The organism is Ochrobactrum sp. XJ1 (genome assembly GCF_024701725.1).
Lineage (GTDB): Bacteria > Pseudomonadota > Alphaproteobacteria > Rhizobiales > Rhizobiaceae > Brucella > Brucella anthropi.
Map to the genome: position 1 here is coordinate 88,427 of NZ_VDGD01000008.1, position 19,064 is coordinate 107,490.

Below are 19,064 nucleotides of genomic sequence, written 5' to 3' on the forward strand. Positions count from 1 at the left end.
TGGAGTCGTTGGAACTGCTCTATCTGTTTTGGCTATCCCGAAAACCGCCATGCGTTCTTCGGGATAGGTTCACTTTCTTGGTTTTGCGCATCATCTCGGCAGCATGTGCTTTACTTTCGCAGGTTCACCGCCAGAAATGTTCCGGACTATTTTGCGCCCCAATATTTGCTGATGAGAGCATCGAGCGTGCCGTCTTCCTTGATGGCCTTGATCCCTTCATTGAAGGCGGCAGCGGTTTCATCGCCCTTGCGGAAGACCAGCCCCAGCGGATCGGATTGCAGGTCGCGAATTGGAACGACGAGCTCGCCTGCGAATTCCTTTTCATAGGCGGGTGCATTGGCGCCGTTGATCACCACGCCGTCGACGTCCTTGTTCTTGAGCGCTATGACGGAGGCGCTGAAGCTGTCATAGGCAACGACATTATCCTTGCCGACAATACCCTCGGCTACCTGAGCGTCAGTCGTATTCGCCTGCGCCGACAGCTTTTTGCCTTTCGACTTGAAGTCATCAAGTGTCAGCCCATCATCTTCGGCACGCATCAAAACGGCCTGGCTGTTGATGATGTAAGGCTCGGAGAAATCCATCGCCTTCTTGCGTTCATCGGTAATCGAAACTCCGGATGCAACGAGATCGAAATTGCCCTGCTCCAGAGCCGCGAAAATGCCATCCCAGCCCGTGGTCACGAATTCCGCCTTGCAGTTGATCTTGGCGCAGATTGCATTCACCACGTCGACATCGAAACCGACGATCTGCCCCGTAGCCGGATCGACGCTTTCCATCGGCGGCGAGGTCGTGTCGGAACCGACCTTGAGCATTTTTCCCTCAAGATCGGCCGCATGTGCGGCGACAGAGGACATCAGCGCGAGCGCCAAAGTCAGGATTGTCTTTTTCATGTGTACTCCTCCCATTAGAACACTTTCGACGAATGCACGAAGCGGTTGCGCCTCTGAAACAGCATTGAAAGCTGTTCGCCGGAGCGGTTCCCGCCACCCCGTGAGAAGGCCAAACCGCTCTAGGAATTAAGCTTCCCGCCCAGATCGTCGGGCTGGCGCGCGACGAGCTCCGGACGAAAAACCTCCCTCAATTGCACAGGGTCTTCCCCTCCCATACGCCGCAACAGAAATTCCCCCAGCCGTTGCCCCAACACTTCGATCGGCTGATAGAGGGTCGTGACCGGCGGAGTGAAATAGGCGCTGACATTGATGTCGTCATAGGCGATGACGTCGATGTCCTGCCCGACTTCCAGCCCCAGCGACCGCAATGCGGACAACACACCGAGCGTTGTCGATTCATTGACACAGACCAGCGCCGTCGGTGGATCACACTCTTCCCGGAGAGCCAGCGCAGAATCGCGTCCGAAGCGTGTGGACAAGTCGCCGCCGATAACCAGATCGGTACATGGCGCAGCACCTGCCTCCGTGAAGGCACGCGTAAAACCATCGATCCTGTCGAGAGCATAGGAAAAACGCGCATCCGCATTCACCAGACCGATGCGCCGGTGCCCGCCAGCGATCAGTCGTGCAGTTGCGGCATGTGCGGCCCATTCATTGTCCACGTCGACATGGGCGTAAACGAGCGATTTGCGGCATCTCCCCAGGGACACGAAAGGAAAGTCAGCCTCGACCAGCATGTCGATGCGCGCATCGTCGGCCAGAACGCCTGAAAAGATCAGACCATCGGCGAGGCTTTGATCGACGATGCGGCGCGTGATGGCACAGGCATCGTCAAAACTGCGATAGCCATAGACGGAAAGCTGATAATCGCTATCGTCTAGAATCTGGCTGAGACCGCTAAGAATCTGCGTATATTCGACACCGTCCCATTCATACCCCGCCACCGAATTCATCGGCATCAATACGGCGGCTTGATAGGTCTTGCCGGTACGCAACGCCATGCCGCGGGCATTGGCCTGATAGCCAAGCTCGTCTGCAGCGGAGAGAATAATCTTGCGCGTCTCTTCCGTCACGACCGGCGAACCGTGCAATGCCTTCGAAATCGTCGCAATCGAATAGCCCGTGTGTTCCGCGAGCGTTTTGATCGTCGGTCGCACACGCGTTTTTATTCGGTCAATCGACCTCGACATTTCAAGCTCCCACAATCGTCATACCAAAACGGTAACAACATATAAAAACGTTTTCAAGAAAAATAAAAACGTTTTTATATCGGAGAATGTCTTGTGCCTGGCAAACAATCGGGGTGTCATTCAATTTGATTGAATCAGATCGGATTATTGGGTCGGTTTCGGCTGGGGCGGAAAAAAACTTTAACGAAATAGTCCAATGATTTTCGACATCTATGATTGATTGGATATTGATAGATGCCATCCCGAGAGAACAAGAGGCTGTTTGAGATAATTTTCACGCCCGCAAATTCAATGGCTCACGTTTAGAAAATGCGAGCGGATCAAGAACCGCCGGCCTTAGCCATGCCCAGTTTGGCCAACGCAAAGAGATACTCGGCTTTGCCCCACGTTGGCCAGATATATCTTTTCATCATACGACACACTACCGCAGACTTGGGTGTGTGTTCGCAAGACAGCGGGCGCATAATATGAGAACGGGAGGCTCTTCAGAAACAGTAAGGTGACTATCATGAAACCGTACTCACTATTCGTTGTTGCTGGATTGGCGTTAATGAATGCCACAATTGCTTATGCGGGTTCAAACACAGCATTACAAAGCACGTCCACATTACCATCGACTGATCCAGCAGAGACAATCGTCCATGTGGCAACGTCAGCGCAGCTGAAAGCCGCTAAGCCACTAGTCTGTCGATACAAGACTTGGCAAGATTGCATAGCAGCCTGCGGAACCTCGCTGTGCATATATTGCTCAGGCAATGGAAAATATGCCTGCGAAAAGGAGAAATGAGACGTGGTGCATGGGTGCGAACGGAATTGGGACGTACACAGCTCAGCATACGATCGAGCGCCCGGCAGCCAAGGACGACTTCCGTTCGCTAATTGGGGTCGGTTCCAGCAGAGGGTGAAATGATACGTATAGCTGTCTCAATTGAACCCGTTCGGATTTTCCAAACGTAAGTCATTGAATTTACTGACGTGAAAATTGTCCCAAACAGCCTCTTGGTCTCTCGGGATAGCATCTATCAATATCCAGCCACTTCATAAACGACAGAAATCATTGGACTATTTCGTTAGAGTATTTTTCGCCTCGCCGGAGCTGACGTCAGTATGCAACGAACGCCCGAGACGCTCGACTTCAAAAAAACGAAACTCCGTAGCAACCTTCACTGGAAAAATAATTGCAACAGAATATGTAGGCGCTTCGGCATTCTAATAGACGCAGACCAAACTCTAACTGTAACTCCATAATTTAGACTGCTGATTTGTTCTATAATGTTTCACTATACATCACCGCCTCATGTTGACAAAAAAACTGTGTAATATTTTATTCATCCTGTTTCGATCTGTGAGAACCGATCAACACAAAGGGAGGACAGAATGGATATCAGGCCGTCTATCTTTGCCTGGACTTTGACTTGTTCGCTGGCAGTATCTGGCGTTGCATTTTCTCAAGAAACGCGCACGAAAGTCATTTTAGACGCGGATATGGTAGAGCTATTCGATGATGGCACCGCCATGCTTCTGCTGGAGCGCGCTCCCAACATCGACCTGCTGGGCGTAACCGTCGTTTCAGGAAACACGCCCATGCCAGCCGGTGTCGCCGCGGGCGCGCGACAACTGGAGGCGCTCGGCTCTGAGGTGCCAATCTACGAAGGCAGCCGTTACGGCATTCGCAACTGGCGAGGAAACAAAGCCACTCCGGAGGTGCTGGCAGCCGAACTGCAAATCAGCCCGATCACCGGTTGGGGCGGTTATCTGCGGCCGGATGCGGGCAATGAGATCGATGCCGATCCGACGGCAAAATGGTCCGACGTCTACAAGCATAGATATGGCGAGGCCCCATCCTATAAACGGGTGTATGGCCTGGATAATCCGGACTCGGATGGCAACAGAGACGCTGTGGATTTTCTCGTCGACACCGTCAACAAGTATCCCGGCCAGGTCAAGCTGGTGGCAATTGGTCCACTCACCAATATTGCACGCGCCATCCTGAAGGATCCGAGCTTTCCATCGAAGGTCGCTGAAATCGTCTATATGGGCGGCGCCTTCTACGTTCCGGGGAATTCGTCGGCATCGGCAGAGTTCAACTGGTGGGCAGACCCTGAAGCCGCCAAGATCAGTGTCAGGTCGAAATGGGGCGATCCGAATTCCGAATCCTTCAAGGCATATGGCAATCAGGTGATCTCCGGTCTGGAAGCCAATGAACATACGGGAGGAATGCCGGAGGACCTCTATCGGAAAATGGTCGACAACAGCCCTCCCGGCATTCAGAAACTCTGGCTTGCACGCGAAGAACAGATCAAGGCGCAAGGCGGAACCACATTCGGACCCGATAACGTCTGGGACCTGTTTGCGGCCGCCTATGTCATCGACCCGTCGATTGTCCTAGCCTGGAACAACGCCCCTCGCCCCAAGGATGGCGCAGCTGTACCTGCCACCGGCGTCTATGTCGACGTGAACACCGAGATGGGTCTCGACTATGGCCGAAGCCTTGCTTTCACCAACAATGATATAGGAGGCAATGCGGAGGCAAAACCGGGACCGGTCGGCACTCAGAAAGCCGCCATTCAGAACTACATCGATGAAGACAAATTCTGGAAAGAGATCGTCGTTCCGCTAACCACCGCTTCGAAGAATTAAAGCATGATCCGACCGATGCGAAACGCGGGTCGAAAAGATTTCTGCTTGTTTGGATAGTCTGCCTGCTCACAGGATTGCAGGCATCATAGAAGCAATCGAGGCGGCGGGAGCTAAACTGCGTCACCTGCCGCCTCATAAATTGGGTACGACTCGGCAAAACCTGACACCGAGGTTCCGGTGCCAGGCCTTCACTCATCCAAAAACACGTGTCAGATCAGAATCTGAAGAAGTCACCCATGCATTTTGCCACTTCACGCTTGATGCAGTTATTATATTCGTGGGGCACCTCTCTCAACGGATAGCAAATGGTTCGCGCCTTTTGCCGGCACTCTTGTTGATTGCTACCATCGGCAATCTGCGTAAGCGAATGATTACGGGGCGACATGCTCATCGCTTGAACGCTCTGATTACTCATTTCTACCGCGAAAGCTCCGCCAGCTCCCCAAAGGATGGAAGCAATAACCAATGGCATCAATGCAAATTTATTCATTGCAATCTCCCTTTTAAAAATTCCATCATTACAATGGCATTAAATAATTCTGCAATTATACTATCATAGATTGATGATCATCAATTAGCTTAAAATGATTTATAAATAAATTTATATATATAAAAGATTATATACTCGTTCTATCTTTATTAATTCCTCCTCTTTTTATTTGACTTATATTGAACAAGTACATCTATCTTGAATAGAGCAATAATTTTCTAGTTTATTATATACTGAAAATTAGCTGCACCAATATCAGTTTGCATCTCAGCGGCCCCATTTTTTGCCTCACCGAACGTGTCATGGCTTATGCAAAAGCAGCCGACCGCCTGCCTAAGAACACGTTTGGCACCGGCATGTCCGCTCCGGTGCTGGCTATGTCTTCAGGAAAGAACGAAGAACTGATCAAATTGGCAGCCTCAGAACATCAAAAATTGCAGCTCCTGAAACGCCAAAATGACGACGACGCGATCCCGAGCAATCTGTTTGCAGTGAACCAATAATCGATCTTCCAAACTCCCTATAAACAGGGCTATGATAGCCACTGTTTCTCGGATTGGGCATGTCGGCAAGCCATAATGAATCAGATCTCTTTTTCGACAGATATGATCGAAGATCAATTACGTAACGATTTTTGGCGTGAAGTTCTGAAGCCAATGTATGAAATCACATTGGATAGAGAAATACGAAATTATCAGCTTTTTGGCTTCGCAAGGGGCAGTGCGATCAGCTCTTCCCTTCAAATCGGCTCGACCCGTTTCAATACCCAAAACTATCTACGCACGCCTAAGATCATCGCGCATGGAGGTCTCGACCAATATATTCTCCAGCTCATAACCGCTGGGGATTTACGCGGCGATTTCAACGGCGTCGACGTCTGGGCCAAGCCTGGCGATATCGTCATCATAGATTTCACACAAACAGTTCAAAGCACGGCATATGAAGGAAGTCGCATCACCGTGATGCTTGCGCGCGACGAGCTGGAAAAGGTGGTTGGGTGGCGAAATCTGCACGGCGTCGTTCTGCGTGCCCATGAACCAATGACGCGTCTCCTGTTTGCTTATTTACGAGGACTGCACGACGTAGCCAGCAAATTGAGTGCGTCAGAGGTCTATTCGGCGCAAGAAGCGATGCTTTCTCTGCTGAATGCCAGCATCAAGGGCGACGCCATCGAAAATGCAGCCGTGAACCTCACGATGCGTAAATGCATCCTCGCTCACATCAATGAACACCTGAACAATCCCTCGCTCAGCCCCCAATCCATCATGCGAAACTTTCGCGTTTCGCGCTCACACCTCTATCGCGCCTTTGAACCCGATGGAGGCGTCGCCAAGGTCATTCGCGATAAGCGGCTCGACAGCGCATACCAAACGCTGGTGAGGCAGACAGGACCGTCGGCCTCGCTGAAAAGAATAGCCTATCAATGCGGTTTTAATGACGGCACACAATTTACGAAGGCATTCAAGGCGCGATTTGGATTGGTACCGAAGGACGTGGCGAAGTTCGGCGCACCATTGCTGACAAGCGCTCCCTACAATTTTTCCTACGCTCAACACTTGTCGGCCCAGGCAAAGAGAGCAGGGCTGACGAACGGACAGCCTATGCAGCTTGAAAGCATGAGCTTGGCATAACGGATCTCTTCGCAGCCAGAGATAGCAATGGCCATACGCAATGAAGCCGTTCCGCCAGCTTCTTCTCTTGCATAGCACTCCTGCGAGCATCGTCTTACCGAACACGCATAACCAATCAATCCTGTCGGCCACTTTCTATGATGTCGAGTCGCATAGGTAATATATTGAAAAAATTAGCGGTTATGGAAAATACTAAAGCTAAATCCGCCTTAGATTTCGTCTGGCTGACAATGGTTTTCGCTGTTCTGGGAAGGGTATGTGGCGCGTCGCGATGCGTTGATCTGACAGCGCAGGAGCAATCTCCTTGACGATTCCGATGCTAACCCGATTTGGTTAAGAAATCTATCCCCCAGAGATGAAAAGCCCCCACAGACTGAAAGATGGGAGGCGCTGGTTTGCACCATCGTGGGAGAAAGGCCGTGGTCATTGAAACCAGTGATCGGAAGCCGAAAAACGAGCTCGACATCAAAATTGGAACCGAGCCGCAACGAATCCGGCCTCTAACTTTCAGAAAAAAATTCACCGCCCCTCCCCTCTTCGAGCTTCCGTCGTTAGATCGCCGGAGCCACCGGCGCACCTTCTATCGTTCCGCAATTGCGCGTTTCGTATTCGCTCCGTCTCATCTGCAGGAGGTCATGTGAAGCGGGCCGGAATAAAGCCGTTAGCGAAATCATCCCGTCATAAAATGAGTATGTCACCTTTCTTGTACTTTCCAACGGCGGTTATCGGCCTGGTCAAAAACCATTCAGGACAAACCTCAGCACGGGAAAAGCGCAGAAGACATGCTTCGCTCCGAACAACATACGCGTTGGTAACGCCCCATATTTCCGTTCTGTATAACCTGTCTCTTCTCGAGCTAGGATCCGACCGAGTAGAACCACTCCGTCCGACGGGTTCAAGCAGTGCCAATTTATCATTTCGGCGTCGGAATGATGCTTGATAAACTATACCTTCAGAGAATCAGCCCGGCGCTTCCAGCAACAGGAAAGCCGCCTCATTCCCATGTGGAAACAGACTCTTCTCAATTGAAATTTCCAGATGGGGGAGACCTTTGAATCATAGACTGCCGTCTAAAATCAATATTATCATACAAAAACAAATAGATAGTCTATTTTCAGCCGAATCGATAAAATTTTGTTTAGTTTTACTCTTGGCGCTAACTCTTTGTTAATTCGGTCGCCTCTTGCGATAGAATAAGAATCGGACATAATGACGGTATTTAGGCGGTATTAGTTCCAGTGCCGTCACTAGGGATCCCAAGTAAATGAATATCGCAAATCCAGCAGCAGCTTTGTCGTTTGACGACATGATACTATCGCAAGGGCGCGAGATTTCTCGCAAGCTCAATCTGCTGCGTCACGAAAACTTTCCGCCAGATGCGCGCAAGAATATGCTGCGCCAGTTTTCGATGGCCGAGGCTGCGTACTTCCTTGGTGTCTCCCCCAGCAATCTCAAGAAACTACATCTGGAAGGTAAAGGTGTCGAGCCGACCATTCTGACAGGTGGCCGTCGCGCCTATAGTGTCGAACAGATTCAGGAGCTGCGCCAGTGGCTTGACCAGAATGGTCGCGCTGAGGTGAAGCGCTACGTTCCGCATCGTCGCGGCAATGAGAAGCTTCAGGTCATCGGCGTCGTCAATTTCAAGGGCGGCTCGGGCAAGACGACAACGGCTGCACATCTGGCGCAACACATGGCCCTGACCGGTCATCGCGTACTTGCAATCGATCTCGACCCGCAGGCTTCGCTATCGGCTCTGCATGGCATTCAGCCGGAGCTCGATGAGTTTCCGTCGCTCTATGAAGCCATTCGTTACGATTCCGAAAGGAAGTCTATCCGTGAGGTCATTCGCCGGACGAATTTCCCCGGCCTCGATATTATTCCAGCCATGCTGGAGCTGCAGGAATATGAGTATGATACCCCGCTTGCCATGCAGAATGGCGGCGAGGGCAAGACTTTCTGGAACCGCATCGCGCAGGCTCTCGCCGATGTGGATGGTGACTATGATGTGGTAGTCATCGACTGCCCTCCCCAGCTCGGCTATCTGACGCTGACGGCGCTATCTGCCGCAACATCCGTCCTGATTACCGTTCACCCGCAGATGCTCGACCTGATGTCCATGTCGCAATTCCTCCTGATGCTCGGCGACATTCTGAAGACCGTTCGTCAGGCAGGTGGTGCGGTGCAACTCGACTGGTTCCGCTATCTGATTACCCGTTACGAGCCGACCGACGTTCCGCAAGCGCAGATGGTCGGTTTTATGCAGAGCATGCTCGCCTCGCACATGCTGAAGCACCAGATGTTGAAATCAACCGCGATTTCGGATGCTGGTCTGACCAAGCAGACGCTTTACGAGGTCGAGCGTTCATCAATGAATCGCGGCACCTATGATCGCGCCATGGAAGCCATGGAAGCGGTAAACGCTGAAATTCGCGGCCTCATTCACGAGGCATGGGCGCGCTAGACTGCCGTCTAAAGCGGCGAATATTGAATAAAATCAGGTCTCTGACCGGTTTGAGGACATGAGAATGGCAAGAAAGAACATCTTCGAAAGCGTTATGCGGGACGAACCGGCGGCCGAACAAGCCTCACAGTCGGTCGAAAACGTATCGCGCCGGTTCGGTGCCGCCAAGTCTCTGTCCGCTTCGATTGACGAGCTGGCAAAGCAGGCAGCCCAGAAGCTTGATGGCGAAGCCATTATCGAGCTTGATCCCGCCAATCTTGATGTCTCCTTCGTGGCGGACCGTCTGCCTGAAACGGATGACGAAGAATATCGGGAACTTCTGGAAGCCATTCGCGAGCGTGGTCAGGACAGTCCTATTCTCGTTCGTCCACATCCCGAGACCAGCGACCGCTATATGATCGTTTTCGGTCATCGGCGCGCGCGGGTTGCCAGAGAGCTTGGCATCAAGGTCAAGGCGGTTATCAAGCCTCTCGCCGATCTGGAACATATTCTGAGCCAGGGCCAGGAAAACTCGGCGCGCGCCAATTTGAGCTTCATCGAGCGTGTTTTCTTTGCGGCACGTCTGGAAGCGCTTGGCTTTGAGCGTGAAGCCATACAGGCAGCATTGACGGTCGATTACCAGACCTTGTCGAAGATGCTGACCATTCCGAAGGCTATTCCGGAACATATTCTTCTGGCTATCGGTCCGGCCAAGGGCATTGGCCGTGACCGCTGGTTGGAACTGCGTAAACTGATCGAGATCCCGGGCAGAAAAGATGCTGCAGAAGAGCTTCTGGTGACATCAGCGTTTGAAAACGCGTCGTCCGTCGAGCGTTTTGAGCAGCTTTACGGCTATCTAAAAGGCGGCAAGCAGAAGAAGCCTGTTACTAAGGCGGCTCTGCGTCCTGGCACCAGCTGGACAGCTTCTGACAAGACGGTCAGCGCAGTTATCAAACAGAATGGCAAATCGGCTACATTGGCGCTCAGTGCAGCCAACGGGCCTCGTTTTGCCGATTGGCTTTCTCGTAATCTGGATGAACTTTATGCATCGTTCCAGAACGAGGAGAAGTAAGTAAGCGTAACGAACGGCGGCGGTTGCCACGGTTCGACTGTGTAAAGCATGTCTCCCGAAAGTGGGAACCGGTTTCGGGGCGAAGACATGCGTAAAACAAAGAAATAGAGCATTTCCAGTGCGTTCAAACAAACAGGAAATGCTCCAGCGTTCAATAGTAAGTGTGTTTGCGTCGAAACTGTTCAGGAAGAGGAACGAGACAGCAAAAGAAAAAGGCCCCCAAACGTCGCCGTGTGGAAGCCCTTCTCATTGGTTTAGCAGCTAGAGAATCGCAAATCCACGAATCACTGTCAAGTGTAATTAGCGTCATTTCGGCGGGTGGATTTCTTTTGCCTTGTGGAAGGTGAAAGAAAATGGAGATTCAATTGGCCTCGACGCCGTTTGGCAGTCGACGGATGACGCTTGCCTTGTTGGCAAGTCAACAGAACACACAGCAAATCGCACCGGGAACGGTTGCCGATAAGTGGCAACTCCATCGCTGGCTGTGCGAAGCAAAGACGCAGTTCGGCCTGAATGATCGTTCTCTGGCGGTTCTTTCAGCCCTGTTGTCATTCTATCCGGAAACGGAACTGAATGCGCAGAACAGCCTGATCGTGTTCCCGTCCAACAAGCAACTGGCATTGCGAGCCCATGGCATGGCCGATGCAACCTTGCGCCGTCATCTGGCAGCGCTGGTCGATAGCGGTTTCATCCATCGTCAGGACAGCCCGAATGGTAAGCGCTATGCACGTCGTGCCAAAAGTGGAGACGTGCAGATAGCATTCGGCTTTTCACTGACACCGCTGCTGGCACGTGCTTGTGAACTGGAAGCGGCTGCAGAGCAGGTGAGGGTGGAAAAGACCGCGTTGCGTGAAATGCGCGAACGCCTGACATTGCTGCGCCGCGACATTACCAAGCTTGTTGAATTCGCCGCACTGGAAGAACTGGCCGGAGACTGGGAAGACATCCATCATCGTTTCCGCCTGATTGTCGACAGCATTCCTCGTCGTGCAGACTATGAAGAACTGGCGGCTCTGGTCGAATCCATGCAGTACATTCGTGCGGAAATCGATAACGCGTTGAAAATTCATGAGAATGTTCAAAATTTGCGCGCCAATGAATCTCAAAATGAGCGGCAGCAAATTGAATCGAATCCAGATTCCCATTTTGAAAAGGCAACGCCTGAATTTATCGACCAGCGCGTCAATGAAATCACCAGTGCTCCGTTTGAACCCACGGTTTCGCTCGACATGGTGCTCCGTTCCTGTCCCGAGATCACAGCCTATGCGATTTCATCCATCCGACATTGGCAGGATTTGGCCAATACAGCAGAGAAAGTACGCTCTTTCCTCGGGATCGATGGAAAGCTCTACGATCTCGCAAAGAAAACGCTGGGAACTCACAATGCATCGATCGTGATCGCTTATATCCTGCAGCGCTATGAGCAAATCCAGTCTGCTGGCGGCTATTTGCGAATTCTGACGGAAAAGGCTGCCAACGGCTCGTTCTCGATCAGACCAATGCTTATGGCTGCCCTGAATGGACAAAGTCGTTAACCATAAAGCCCAGTCAGCGTGACAAAACCAAACGGCTATTTAGGTTTCGTATCGTTCATGAAGTTCAAGGAGATCAAGCTATCCAGTATAGGCCGCAAAACAGTCAAGGAAGATAAAACTACGGCCGGAGCGGATTGTTCGGCTGCCTTTTTCACTGATCTCACGGGTTGCATGGCCACTGATATTGGCGCTTCACAACGGCAATTGAGGTTAAGACTATATAGCTCGCGAAAGACTGGCGCTTTGAAGCTTTATGTGGCTGCTAGGTCTGGTCTTAGTCCAGTGCCTGAAAGCGGCGACGGCGTGAACGGCGGCGAGGGCGTAATGTGTTCAAGTCTTGTTTTTGATCGACCTTATGACGCGGGGGAGGCGAAAGAAGGCGCATGATGAAGAGGATGCAACACCCGATGGTGAATATCCAGAATATCTCATCGGTGAGATCGTTGATCATGATGCAATCCAGAGCAAACCGCTTGTCCGTTTCCGTGACGCACGAAACAATATTCCGAGATAAATACCGTCTTGCGAAACCAGGGCCAAGTCACGAAGGCGTGCTTTATCGCCGCGCCGTTGGTATCGCGACACCGCACTCCTGTGGATGGCTGGCAGGCGCTGGTCGCGAACTCAGCACCGATCTGCGATAGGTTAGTCATGCTGCCTTTTTCAATCCATTGTTCCGGCCCGATCCTTGCGGCTGAATTCCCAGACAGGCAAAACATCCTGAGCTGGTCTCTGACACGTCCGGGGTTCGTTTCGGCGTGCTCCGTCGCCTGGCTGGAAGTACGCAATGACGATCTGACGTTGGAAGTGGACCCGGTGCTTATGCTGCAGGAGAAACTGGCCGAAGCCGGTTACGGCGGAGCGGTGCAGATGATGACATCGCGTAGCGTACAGAAGCACCATGTTGCGACGCGACGCTCCGGCGAAACGCATGCCGCCTGTCTTGCCACTATCGGCCTGTCGAATGCGGGAAGGGTGGGGGAACTCACACAGATGAAGATGCCCGTTGGAACGATCAATCTTCTGGTCCATATCGACAAACCATTGTCGGTCGCAGCCCATATAGAGGCAATGTCGATTGCTGCCGAGGCCCGCACCGCTGCCATTATCGAACTCGGCCTAATTGTCGGCGGTAGAGCCGCAACAGGGACTGGAACGGATTGCATCGCCGTTTCCGCTCCACACGGGCAGGCGGGAGAGGCAGCATCATATGCGGGTTTGCATACGGATATCGGCGCCGCCCTCGGTGGTGCGGTTTATGACGCGGTGTCCGAAGGCGGCAGGCTCTGGATGAAAGAGCAGGGTTTTTGACCGATCAGGCTTCGGCTGCTGCGCCTTTCGGCTTCAGGCGCAGGATAAGCGGAACCAGAACAAGGGCAACGATCGGGAAGACGAGCCAGTTGATGGTTTCCCAGCCTGACGAATGCAGCAGCGACCCTGCAAAGAACGAAGCGCAGGCCACTGTACCAAACATGATGAAATCATTGGCGCCCTGCGCCTTGCCGCGTTCAGCCGGCGTGTGGCAGTCGGTCACCATGGCAGTCGCGCCAATAAAGCCGAAATTCCAGCCGATACCGAGGAAGATCAGCGCACCCCAGAAATGACCGACATCAAAGCCGCCCAATGCAATAATGGCGGAGAACGCGATCAACACCAGCCCGAGCGCGGTGATCTTTTCCTTGCCGAAACGGGTGATGAGCTTTCCGGTGAAGAAGCTTGGCGCGAACATGGCGAGCACATGCCATTGGATGCCAAGGGCCGCATGATCGACGGAATGGCCATGGCCGACCATGGCGATGGGCGCTGCCGTCATCACGAAAGTCATCAGCGCATAGGAACAGACGCCAGCAGCCACGGAAAGGATGAAGCGCGGTGAACGGAGAATTTCGCCCAGCGGGCGGCCTGTGTCATGGATAGCGTTCGGATCTTTCCGGACCTTCGGTGCGCGCAGCATGAAAAGGACGGGGAGGGCGAGAAGCCCGAGAACAGCCTGACTGAGGAAACTGCCTGCAAACATCGCATCCGGAATGGTATCGCGTGTCCAGATGACAAGCTGTGGCCCGACGATTGCCGCAACGAGCCCACCCACCATGACCCATGAGATGGCGCGCGCCTTCATGTCGCCCGTTGCCGCATCGGTCGCGGCAAAGCGATAGCTCTGGACATAAGAGGCGTAGAAACCGGCAGTCAGCGTTCCGAGACAGAAGATGAGGAAGGAGGCGGCAAAAATACCTGCGGCTGCGATCACACCCGCCGCAGCGCCGACAAGCGCACCCAGCATATAGGCATTGCGGCGTCCGAACTGGCGCATGAAGAAAGCGGCAGGCAGTGTGCCAAGCGCAAGGCCGAGATTGAACAGGCTGACGGGCAGCGTGACGAGTGCCGGATCGGAAGACAGTTTCTGGCCTACCAGACCGCCAAGCGAAATCACGATAGGCGGGCTGGAAGCGCCCAGTGCCTGTGCAATCGTCAGGATAACAATATTGCGTCGTGCAGCCGTCGCGTCGGTCATAACCAACCCCTCAATCGATAAACCGGGATGGTTTTATCGGAAAGCGCATTTACCGGCAAAATTATTCTACAGCTGGTTAGAACATTTTTTGACTGAGTCAGCTATTCCGTTTCAAACGATGAGATGGATGTGACGACACATCCGGGTTTGGGAGGATATTTGGCAATTAGCCCATAATATTATTCGTCCAGTGCTCCGATAGAGACATTGCAGGCGGTATTGACGCCATGATCGTCAGCGTATTGAAAGTAAATTGTACCATTCATCGTGGGCAGAGGGCCGCTATGTGGCGGTTTTGATCGCCCAACATAATCTGATGAGAAGCCAGCTTCATATGTGCCATCCGGCTTTGTAACTATAGTGCTTTCGTCAATACCGAACTGCGCAGTTAAAAGCTCTGTCGAACTATCGGAATATATATTTACCTCTCCGGAAAAACCTTGTCCGTTATTGGTTAGTGTCACCAAAACATACTCGTGATCATCGCCATTCATGACCAAGAATCCGGGTTTCAACGAGATTTCAATAGCCATTCTTCACCTATATACTTGTTGAAGAGCGAATATATCTCAAATCTGGAATGAAATTATACTGACAGAGTAGGCAGAGTTGGGCTGCTGGTCTATCAGTTTGAATAATCATCGCATCAGCGATGCGCGTCTTCACTCATACAAAACCTGAGCGGACAACGGAGACGCAACCATGCAGGCCCGCGATGTATGTGGGAATCCAATTTGGACAGCCCGATGTCGTCCGGCTGTCATCTAGTGCTTCTAATTTGCAACTCCACAATTCGATAGGGAGCCAGCAATGTCAGAGAATCTTTCCCAGCAAAGTCTGTTCAAGACCAGCCAGTTGGAAGAAGCAGATGCCGATCCGCGCAATCCGTCCGATAATCCAACCATGGGCGAAATCATCAGCCGGCGCTTTTCCCGCCGTGGCTTTCTGCGTGGATCGCTCGCTGTCTCGGCCATTGCGGCAACGGTCAGCCCGCTCGCCCTGTTGAGCGCCGGTGATGCGCGCGCTGCATCCGGTTCGGCCTTTTCCTTCAAGGAAGTCGAAGCCGGTGTGGATGCCCATCACCATGTCGCGGAAGGCTATGACGCCGATGTGCTTTTGCGCTGGGGCGACAAGCTTTTCGCCGATGCGCCGGAATTCGATCCAACCAAACAGTCAGCCGAAGCGCAGGCGCGCCAGTTCGGCTACAACAATGATTATGTCGGCTATATCGCCATCGAGGAATCGCCGGAACATGGCTTCCTCGTGGTCAATCACGAATATACCAATCCGCACCTGATGTTCCCCGGCCTCGTCAAGATCGTCGACGGCAAGGTGGAGCAGGCTCCGCTTTCGAAGGAACAGGTGGATATCGAAATGGCCGCCCATGGCGGCACGATTGTCGAAATCCGCAAGCAGGACGGCAAGTGGCAACCGGTGCTCGACGGTGCAAACAATCGCCGCATCACCTCCAATACCGAGATGGCGCTGAGCGGTCCCGCCGCCGGTCATGATCGTGTCAAGACCAATGCCGATCCTTCCGGCACCAAGGTTTTCGGCACGGTCAACAATTGTGCAGGCGGCGTCACGCCCTGGGGCACCTACATCATGGCCGAGGAAAACATCCATGGCTATTTCATCGGCGAACTGCCGGAAGGTCACGCGGAAACGGCCAATTACAAGCGCATGGGCATTCCCGAAGGTTCATACGAATGGGGACGTTTCTACGACCGTTTCGATGTTTCCAAGGAACCGAACGAACCGAACCGTTTTGGCTGGATCGTTGAGGTCGATGTGTCCGATCCGAACTCCGTGCCGAAGAAGCGGACCGCGCTTGGCCGTTTCAAGCATGAGGGTGCCGAATCCATCGTCAACAAGGACGGGCGCGTGGTCTTCTATCTGGGCGACGACGAACGCTTCGACTATGTCTACAAGTTTGTGACGGCGGGCAAGTTCAACCCGGATGATCGCGCTGCCAATATGGACCTGCTGGATGAAGGCACGCTTCACGTGGCCAAATTCCATGAAGATGGCAAGGTCGAGTGGATGCCGCTGGTATTCGGTCAGGGGCCGCTGACCGAGCAGAACGGCTTCAAAAGTCAGGCCGATGTGCTGATCGAAACCCGGCGTGCCGGTGATCTTCTTGGCGCGACCAAGATGGACCGCCCGGAAGACGTGCAGCCGAACCCGGTCAATGGCCGCGTTTATGTCATGCTCACCAACAATACCAAGCGCAAGGACGATCAGGTGGATGCCGCCAATCCGCGCGCCAAGAACGCCTTTGGCCATATCATCGAGATCGAGGAAGATGGTCAGGATTTTGCCGCCACGACAGGCAAGTGGGAAGTGCTGCTGAAATGCGGCGATCCTTCCGTGGCCGAAGTTGGTGCCAGCTTCTCCACCGACACGACACGCAATGGCTGGTTCGGTATGCCGGACAACGCCGCCGTCGACAGTGCCGGTCGGCTTTGGGTCGCAACCGATGGCAACAGCAACAAGGGTACCGGTCGCACGGACGGACTTTGGGCGGTCGATACGGAAGGCGATGCGCGCGCGACCTCGAAACTGTTCTACCGCGTGCCGGTGGGTGCCGAAATGTGCGGTCCGCTGTTTGCACCCGATGATGAGACGGCTTTCGTCGCCGTGCAGCATCCGGGCGACGGCGGCGAGGATTGGGACGGTCATGGCCGTCCGTCCTATTACGAGGACCTGTCCACCCGCTGGCCGGATTTCAAGGACGATATGCCGGTTCGGCCTGCCGTGGTGGCAATCACCAAGCAGGGTGGCGGCAAGATCGCGGTGTAATGACTTGATGAGACAGTTGGCCCCCGGTGAAAGTTGGGGGCCTTCGTCAAAGCTTCATGGAAGCGTCAAGCCAGCGATACAAAGCCAGCCTAATTGCGTCCCTGTATTTGAATTCCAACGGGGACTTATCATGATATCGCGTCTCGTCGCTTCGACCATGCTTGCCGGTGCCGTCGCATTGGCTTTTCCGGCCTCCGCTGAAGAAAAGGCTTTTCCTGCAACGCTCAAGGCCCATGCCATCCTGCCCGCGAACACGATCATCGCTGCACCGGATGATGCGGCGGATCACCTGAAGACGTCGGGCAAGTTCACCACCGCCGACCGCAAGCGTGCCGAGGGCATCGGCACTGTTGAAGGCAAGGACGGCGTGCGCAAGACCGGCCTGTCTGTGCCGTTCGACGGCCAGCCGGTGCAGGGCTTTTCCGGCATCAAGACCATGGAAGACGGCAGCTTCTGGTCACTGTCCGACAATGGGTTTGGCTCCAAGCTTAACTCGCCGGATGCCATGCTGATGCTGCACAATGTCAAGTTCGACTGGGACAAGGGTACGGTGGAGCGCGTGAAGACCGTGTTCCTCAGCGATCCGGACAAGAAGGCTCCGTTTCCCATCGTCATGGAAGGCGCTGAAAAGCGCTATCTGACCGGCTCCGATTTCGACGTGGAATCTATCCAGCCGGTTGCGGATGGCTTCTGGGTCGGCGAGGAATTCGGTCCTTTCCTGTTGAAATTCGACATAGACGGCAAGCTGACCGACGTTATTCCGACGGTTGTCGGTGAGACACAAGTCGTATCACCGGACAATCCAAAGCTCGCTCTGCCCGCCAATCCGAGCCTCAAGCTCCCGACTTACAATCTGAAGCGCTCGGGGGGCTTCGAGGGGCTGGCGATGTCGAAGGACGGCTCGAAGCTCTACGGTCTTCTGGAAGGCCCGCTTTTTGTCGATGGCGCGCCGGAAAAGACCGAAAGCGGCAGGACCGGGCTGCGGGTCATCGAATTCAACGTTGCCGACAAGAAGTGGACGGGCCGCTCCTGGCTCTATCCGCTGGCCGAGGGTGGTGAAGCCATCGGCGATTTCAACATGCTGGATGAAACCACAGCGCTGGTCATCGAGCGTGACAACGGCGTCGGCACGGCGGACAAGGCCTGCGCCGATCCAAAGAAACCGCAGGCCGATTGCTTCGATGTGCCGTCGAAGGTCAAGCGCATCTACAAGATCGCTTTCGACGACAGCAATGTCGGCAAGGAAGTGCGCAAGATCGGCTATATTGATCTGCTCGCCATCGCCGACCCGGAAAACAAGCGCCGTCAGGGTGGGCGTGAAGGCATTTACGATATGCCGTTCCTGACCATCGAGAATGTGGATCGTGTGGACGACACGCATATCGTGGTCGGCAACGACAACAATCTGCCGTTCTCGGCTGGTCGCTTTCTCGACAAGGTCGATGACAATGAATTCGTCTTGCTGGAAGTGGGTGAGTTCCTGAAAGCCGAATAAAATATCTGCTCCAGAGACTGCGGAGAATATAATTCTCCGCAGTCTTCTAAGCAAAATAGTCTAGAATAATATAATTCAATTATTTTTCTATGGTTGCTTTAAACTTTCCATCGGATAGTTCAAGCTTATCAGGGTGGAATTGAATGTCCATCTTGTTCGACTTTATCTCTGTATTGTCTATTTTGATGGAAACGTTGCCTGACGCTTTCATATGGTTGTCTGTTACTTTTTCAAGTTTGTCTGCATTGATTGTAAAGCCGGGATCTGTGACCTGTTTTGGGGCTGCATTCGCTGCAAAGGATCCACTAGCAAGAATTAGTGAAGTAAAAATAGCGTAGCCGTAAATTTGCATGGTCTATCTCCA

16 protein-coding genes are annotated in these 19,064 nt (G+C 53.2%); 9 read left to right on the forward strand and 7 right to left on the reverse strand.

Features of this window, described 5'->3' with window-relative positions:
- Window positions 1–146 precede the first annotated feature (146 nt).
- A complete protein-coding gene (locus FG152_RS15635; protein WP_010660528.1) occupies window positions 147–893 on the reverse strand; it encodes a transporter substrate-binding domain-containing protein in 747 nt (248 codons plus the stop codon).
- A 119-nt stretch (window positions 894–1,012) separates the two neighbouring features.
- Window positions 1,013–2,083, reverse strand: coding sequence for a LacI family DNA-binding transcriptional regulator (locus FG152_RS15640; RefSeq protein WP_010660529.1), 1,071 nt, complete (start codon window positions 2,081–2,083; stop codon window positions 1,013–1,015).
- 1,377 nt (window positions 2,084–3,460) lie between these two features.
- On the opposite strand from FG152_RS15640, the gene FG152_RS15645 reads away from it, so the two are divergent.
- Window positions 3,461–4,723, forward strand: coding sequence for a nucleoside hydrolase (locus tag FG152_RS15645; RefSeq protein WP_010660532.1), 1,263 nt, complete (start codon window positions 3,461–3,463; stop codon window positions 4,721–4,723).
- Window positions 4,724–4,937: 214 nt separating this feature from the next.
- Here the strand turns inward: FG152_RS15645 and FG152_RS15650 are convergent, their stop codons facing one another.
- Complete coding sequence (locus FG152_RS15650) at window positions 4,938–5,213, reverse strand: hypothetical protein (RefSeq protein ID WP_010660533.1); 276 nt, start codon at window positions 5,211–5,213, stop codon at window positions 4,938–4,940.
- 302 nt (window positions 5,214–5,515) lie between these two features.
- On the opposite strand from FG152_RS15650, the gene FG152_RS15655 reads away from it, so the two are divergent.
- The 5 genes from FG152_RS15655 to repC all read left to right on the forward strand — a co-directional run bounded on the left by FG152_RS15655 (window position 5,516) and on the right by repC (window position 11,891).
- Window positions 5,516–5,716, forward strand: a complete 201-nt coding sequence (locus tag FG152_RS15655; protein ID WP_146113249.1) for a hypothetical protein — start codon at window positions 5,516–5,518, stop codon at window positions 5,714–5,716.
- A gap of 72 nt (window positions 5,717–5,788) precedes the next feature.
- A complete protein-coding gene (locus FG152_RS15660) occupies window positions 5,789–6,844 on the forward strand; it encodes a helix-turn-helix domain-containing protein (protein ID WP_459560325.1) in 1,056 nt (351 codons plus the stop codon).
- Window positions 6,845–8,108: 1,264 nt separating this feature from the next.
- Window positions 8,109–9,305 carry a plasmid partitioning protein RepA gene (repA, locus tag FG152_RS15665; RefSeq protein ID WP_010660537.1) on the forward strand — a complete coding sequence of 399 codons (1,197 nt, stop codon included), beginning with the start codon at window positions 8,109–8,111 and terminating at the stop codon, window positions 9,303–9,305.
- Window positions 9,306–9,369: 64 nt separating this feature from the next.
- On the forward strand, window positions 9,370–10,356 hold the full coding sequence (gene repB, locus FG152_RS15670; RefSeq protein ID WP_010660538.1) for a plasmid partitioning protein RepB: 987 nt from the start codon (window positions 9,370–9,372) through the stop codon (window positions 10,354–10,356).
- Window positions 10,357–10,709: 353 nt separating this feature from the next.
- Entirely contained in the window at window positions 10,710–11,891 is a 1,182-nt protein-coding gene (repC, locus tag FG152_RS15675) for a plasmid replication protein RepC (protein ID WP_010660539.1), read from the forward strand.
- Between the two features lie 274 nt (window positions 11,892–12,165).
- On the opposite strand, the gene FG152_RS15680 is transcribed toward repC, so the two are convergent.
- A complete protein-coding gene (locus tag FG152_RS15680) occupies window positions 12,166–12,342 on the reverse strand; it encodes a hypothetical protein (RefSeq protein WP_158304336.1) in 177 nt (58 codons plus the stop codon).
- Window positions 12,343–12,542: 200 nt separating this feature from the next.
- Here FG152_RS15680 and FG152_RS15685 point away from each other — a divergent pair, with 200 nt between their 5' ends.
- Window positions 12,543–13,202, forward strand: coding sequence for an adenosylcobinamide amidohydrolase (locus tag FG152_RS15685; protein WP_010660540.1), 660 nt, complete (start codon window positions 12,543–12,545; stop codon window positions 13,200–13,202).
- A 4-nt stretch (window positions 13,203–13,206) separates the two neighbouring features.
- Here the strand turns inward: FG152_RS15685 and FG152_RS15690 are convergent, their stop codons facing one another.
- Complete coding sequence (locus tag FG152_RS15690) at window positions 13,207–14,403, reverse strand: MFS transporter (RefSeq protein WP_010660541.1); 1,197 nt, start codon at window positions 14,401–14,403, stop codon at window positions 13,207–13,209.
- Window positions 14,404–14,582: 179 nt separating this feature from the next.
- Complete coding sequence (locus FG152_RS15695) at window positions 14,583–14,936, reverse strand: hypothetical protein (RefSeq protein ID WP_010660542.1); 354 nt, start codon at window positions 14,934–14,936, stop codon at window positions 14,583–14,585.
- Window positions 14,937–15,213: 277 nt separating this feature from the next.
- Between FG152_RS15695 and FG152_RS15700 the strand changes: the two genes are divergently transcribed.
- Window positions 15,214–17,205 carry a PhoX family protein gene (locus tag FG152_RS15700; RefSeq protein ID WP_010660543.1) on the forward strand — a complete coding sequence of 664 codons (1,992 nt, stop codon included), beginning with the start codon at window positions 15,214–15,216 and terminating at the stop codon, window positions 17,203–17,205.
- Window positions 17,206–17,335: 130 nt separating this feature from the next.
- Complete coding sequence (locus tag FG152_RS15705) at window positions 17,336–18,700, forward strand: esterase-like activity of phytase family protein (RefSeq protein WP_498987101.1); 1,365 nt, start codon at window positions 17,336–17,338, stop codon at window positions 18,698–18,700.
- A gap of 79 nt (window positions 18,701–18,779) precedes the next feature.
- On the opposite strand, the gene FG152_RS15710 is transcribed toward FG152_RS15705, so the two are convergent.
- The gene (locus FG152_RS15710; protein ID WP_010660545.1) at window positions 18,780–19,052 is read right to left on the reverse strand and encodes a hypothetical protein; all 273 of its coding nucleotides are present in this window, start codon (window positions 19,050–19,052) and stop codon (window positions 18,780–18,782) included.
- Window positions 19,053–19,064: the final 12 nt, after the last annotated feature.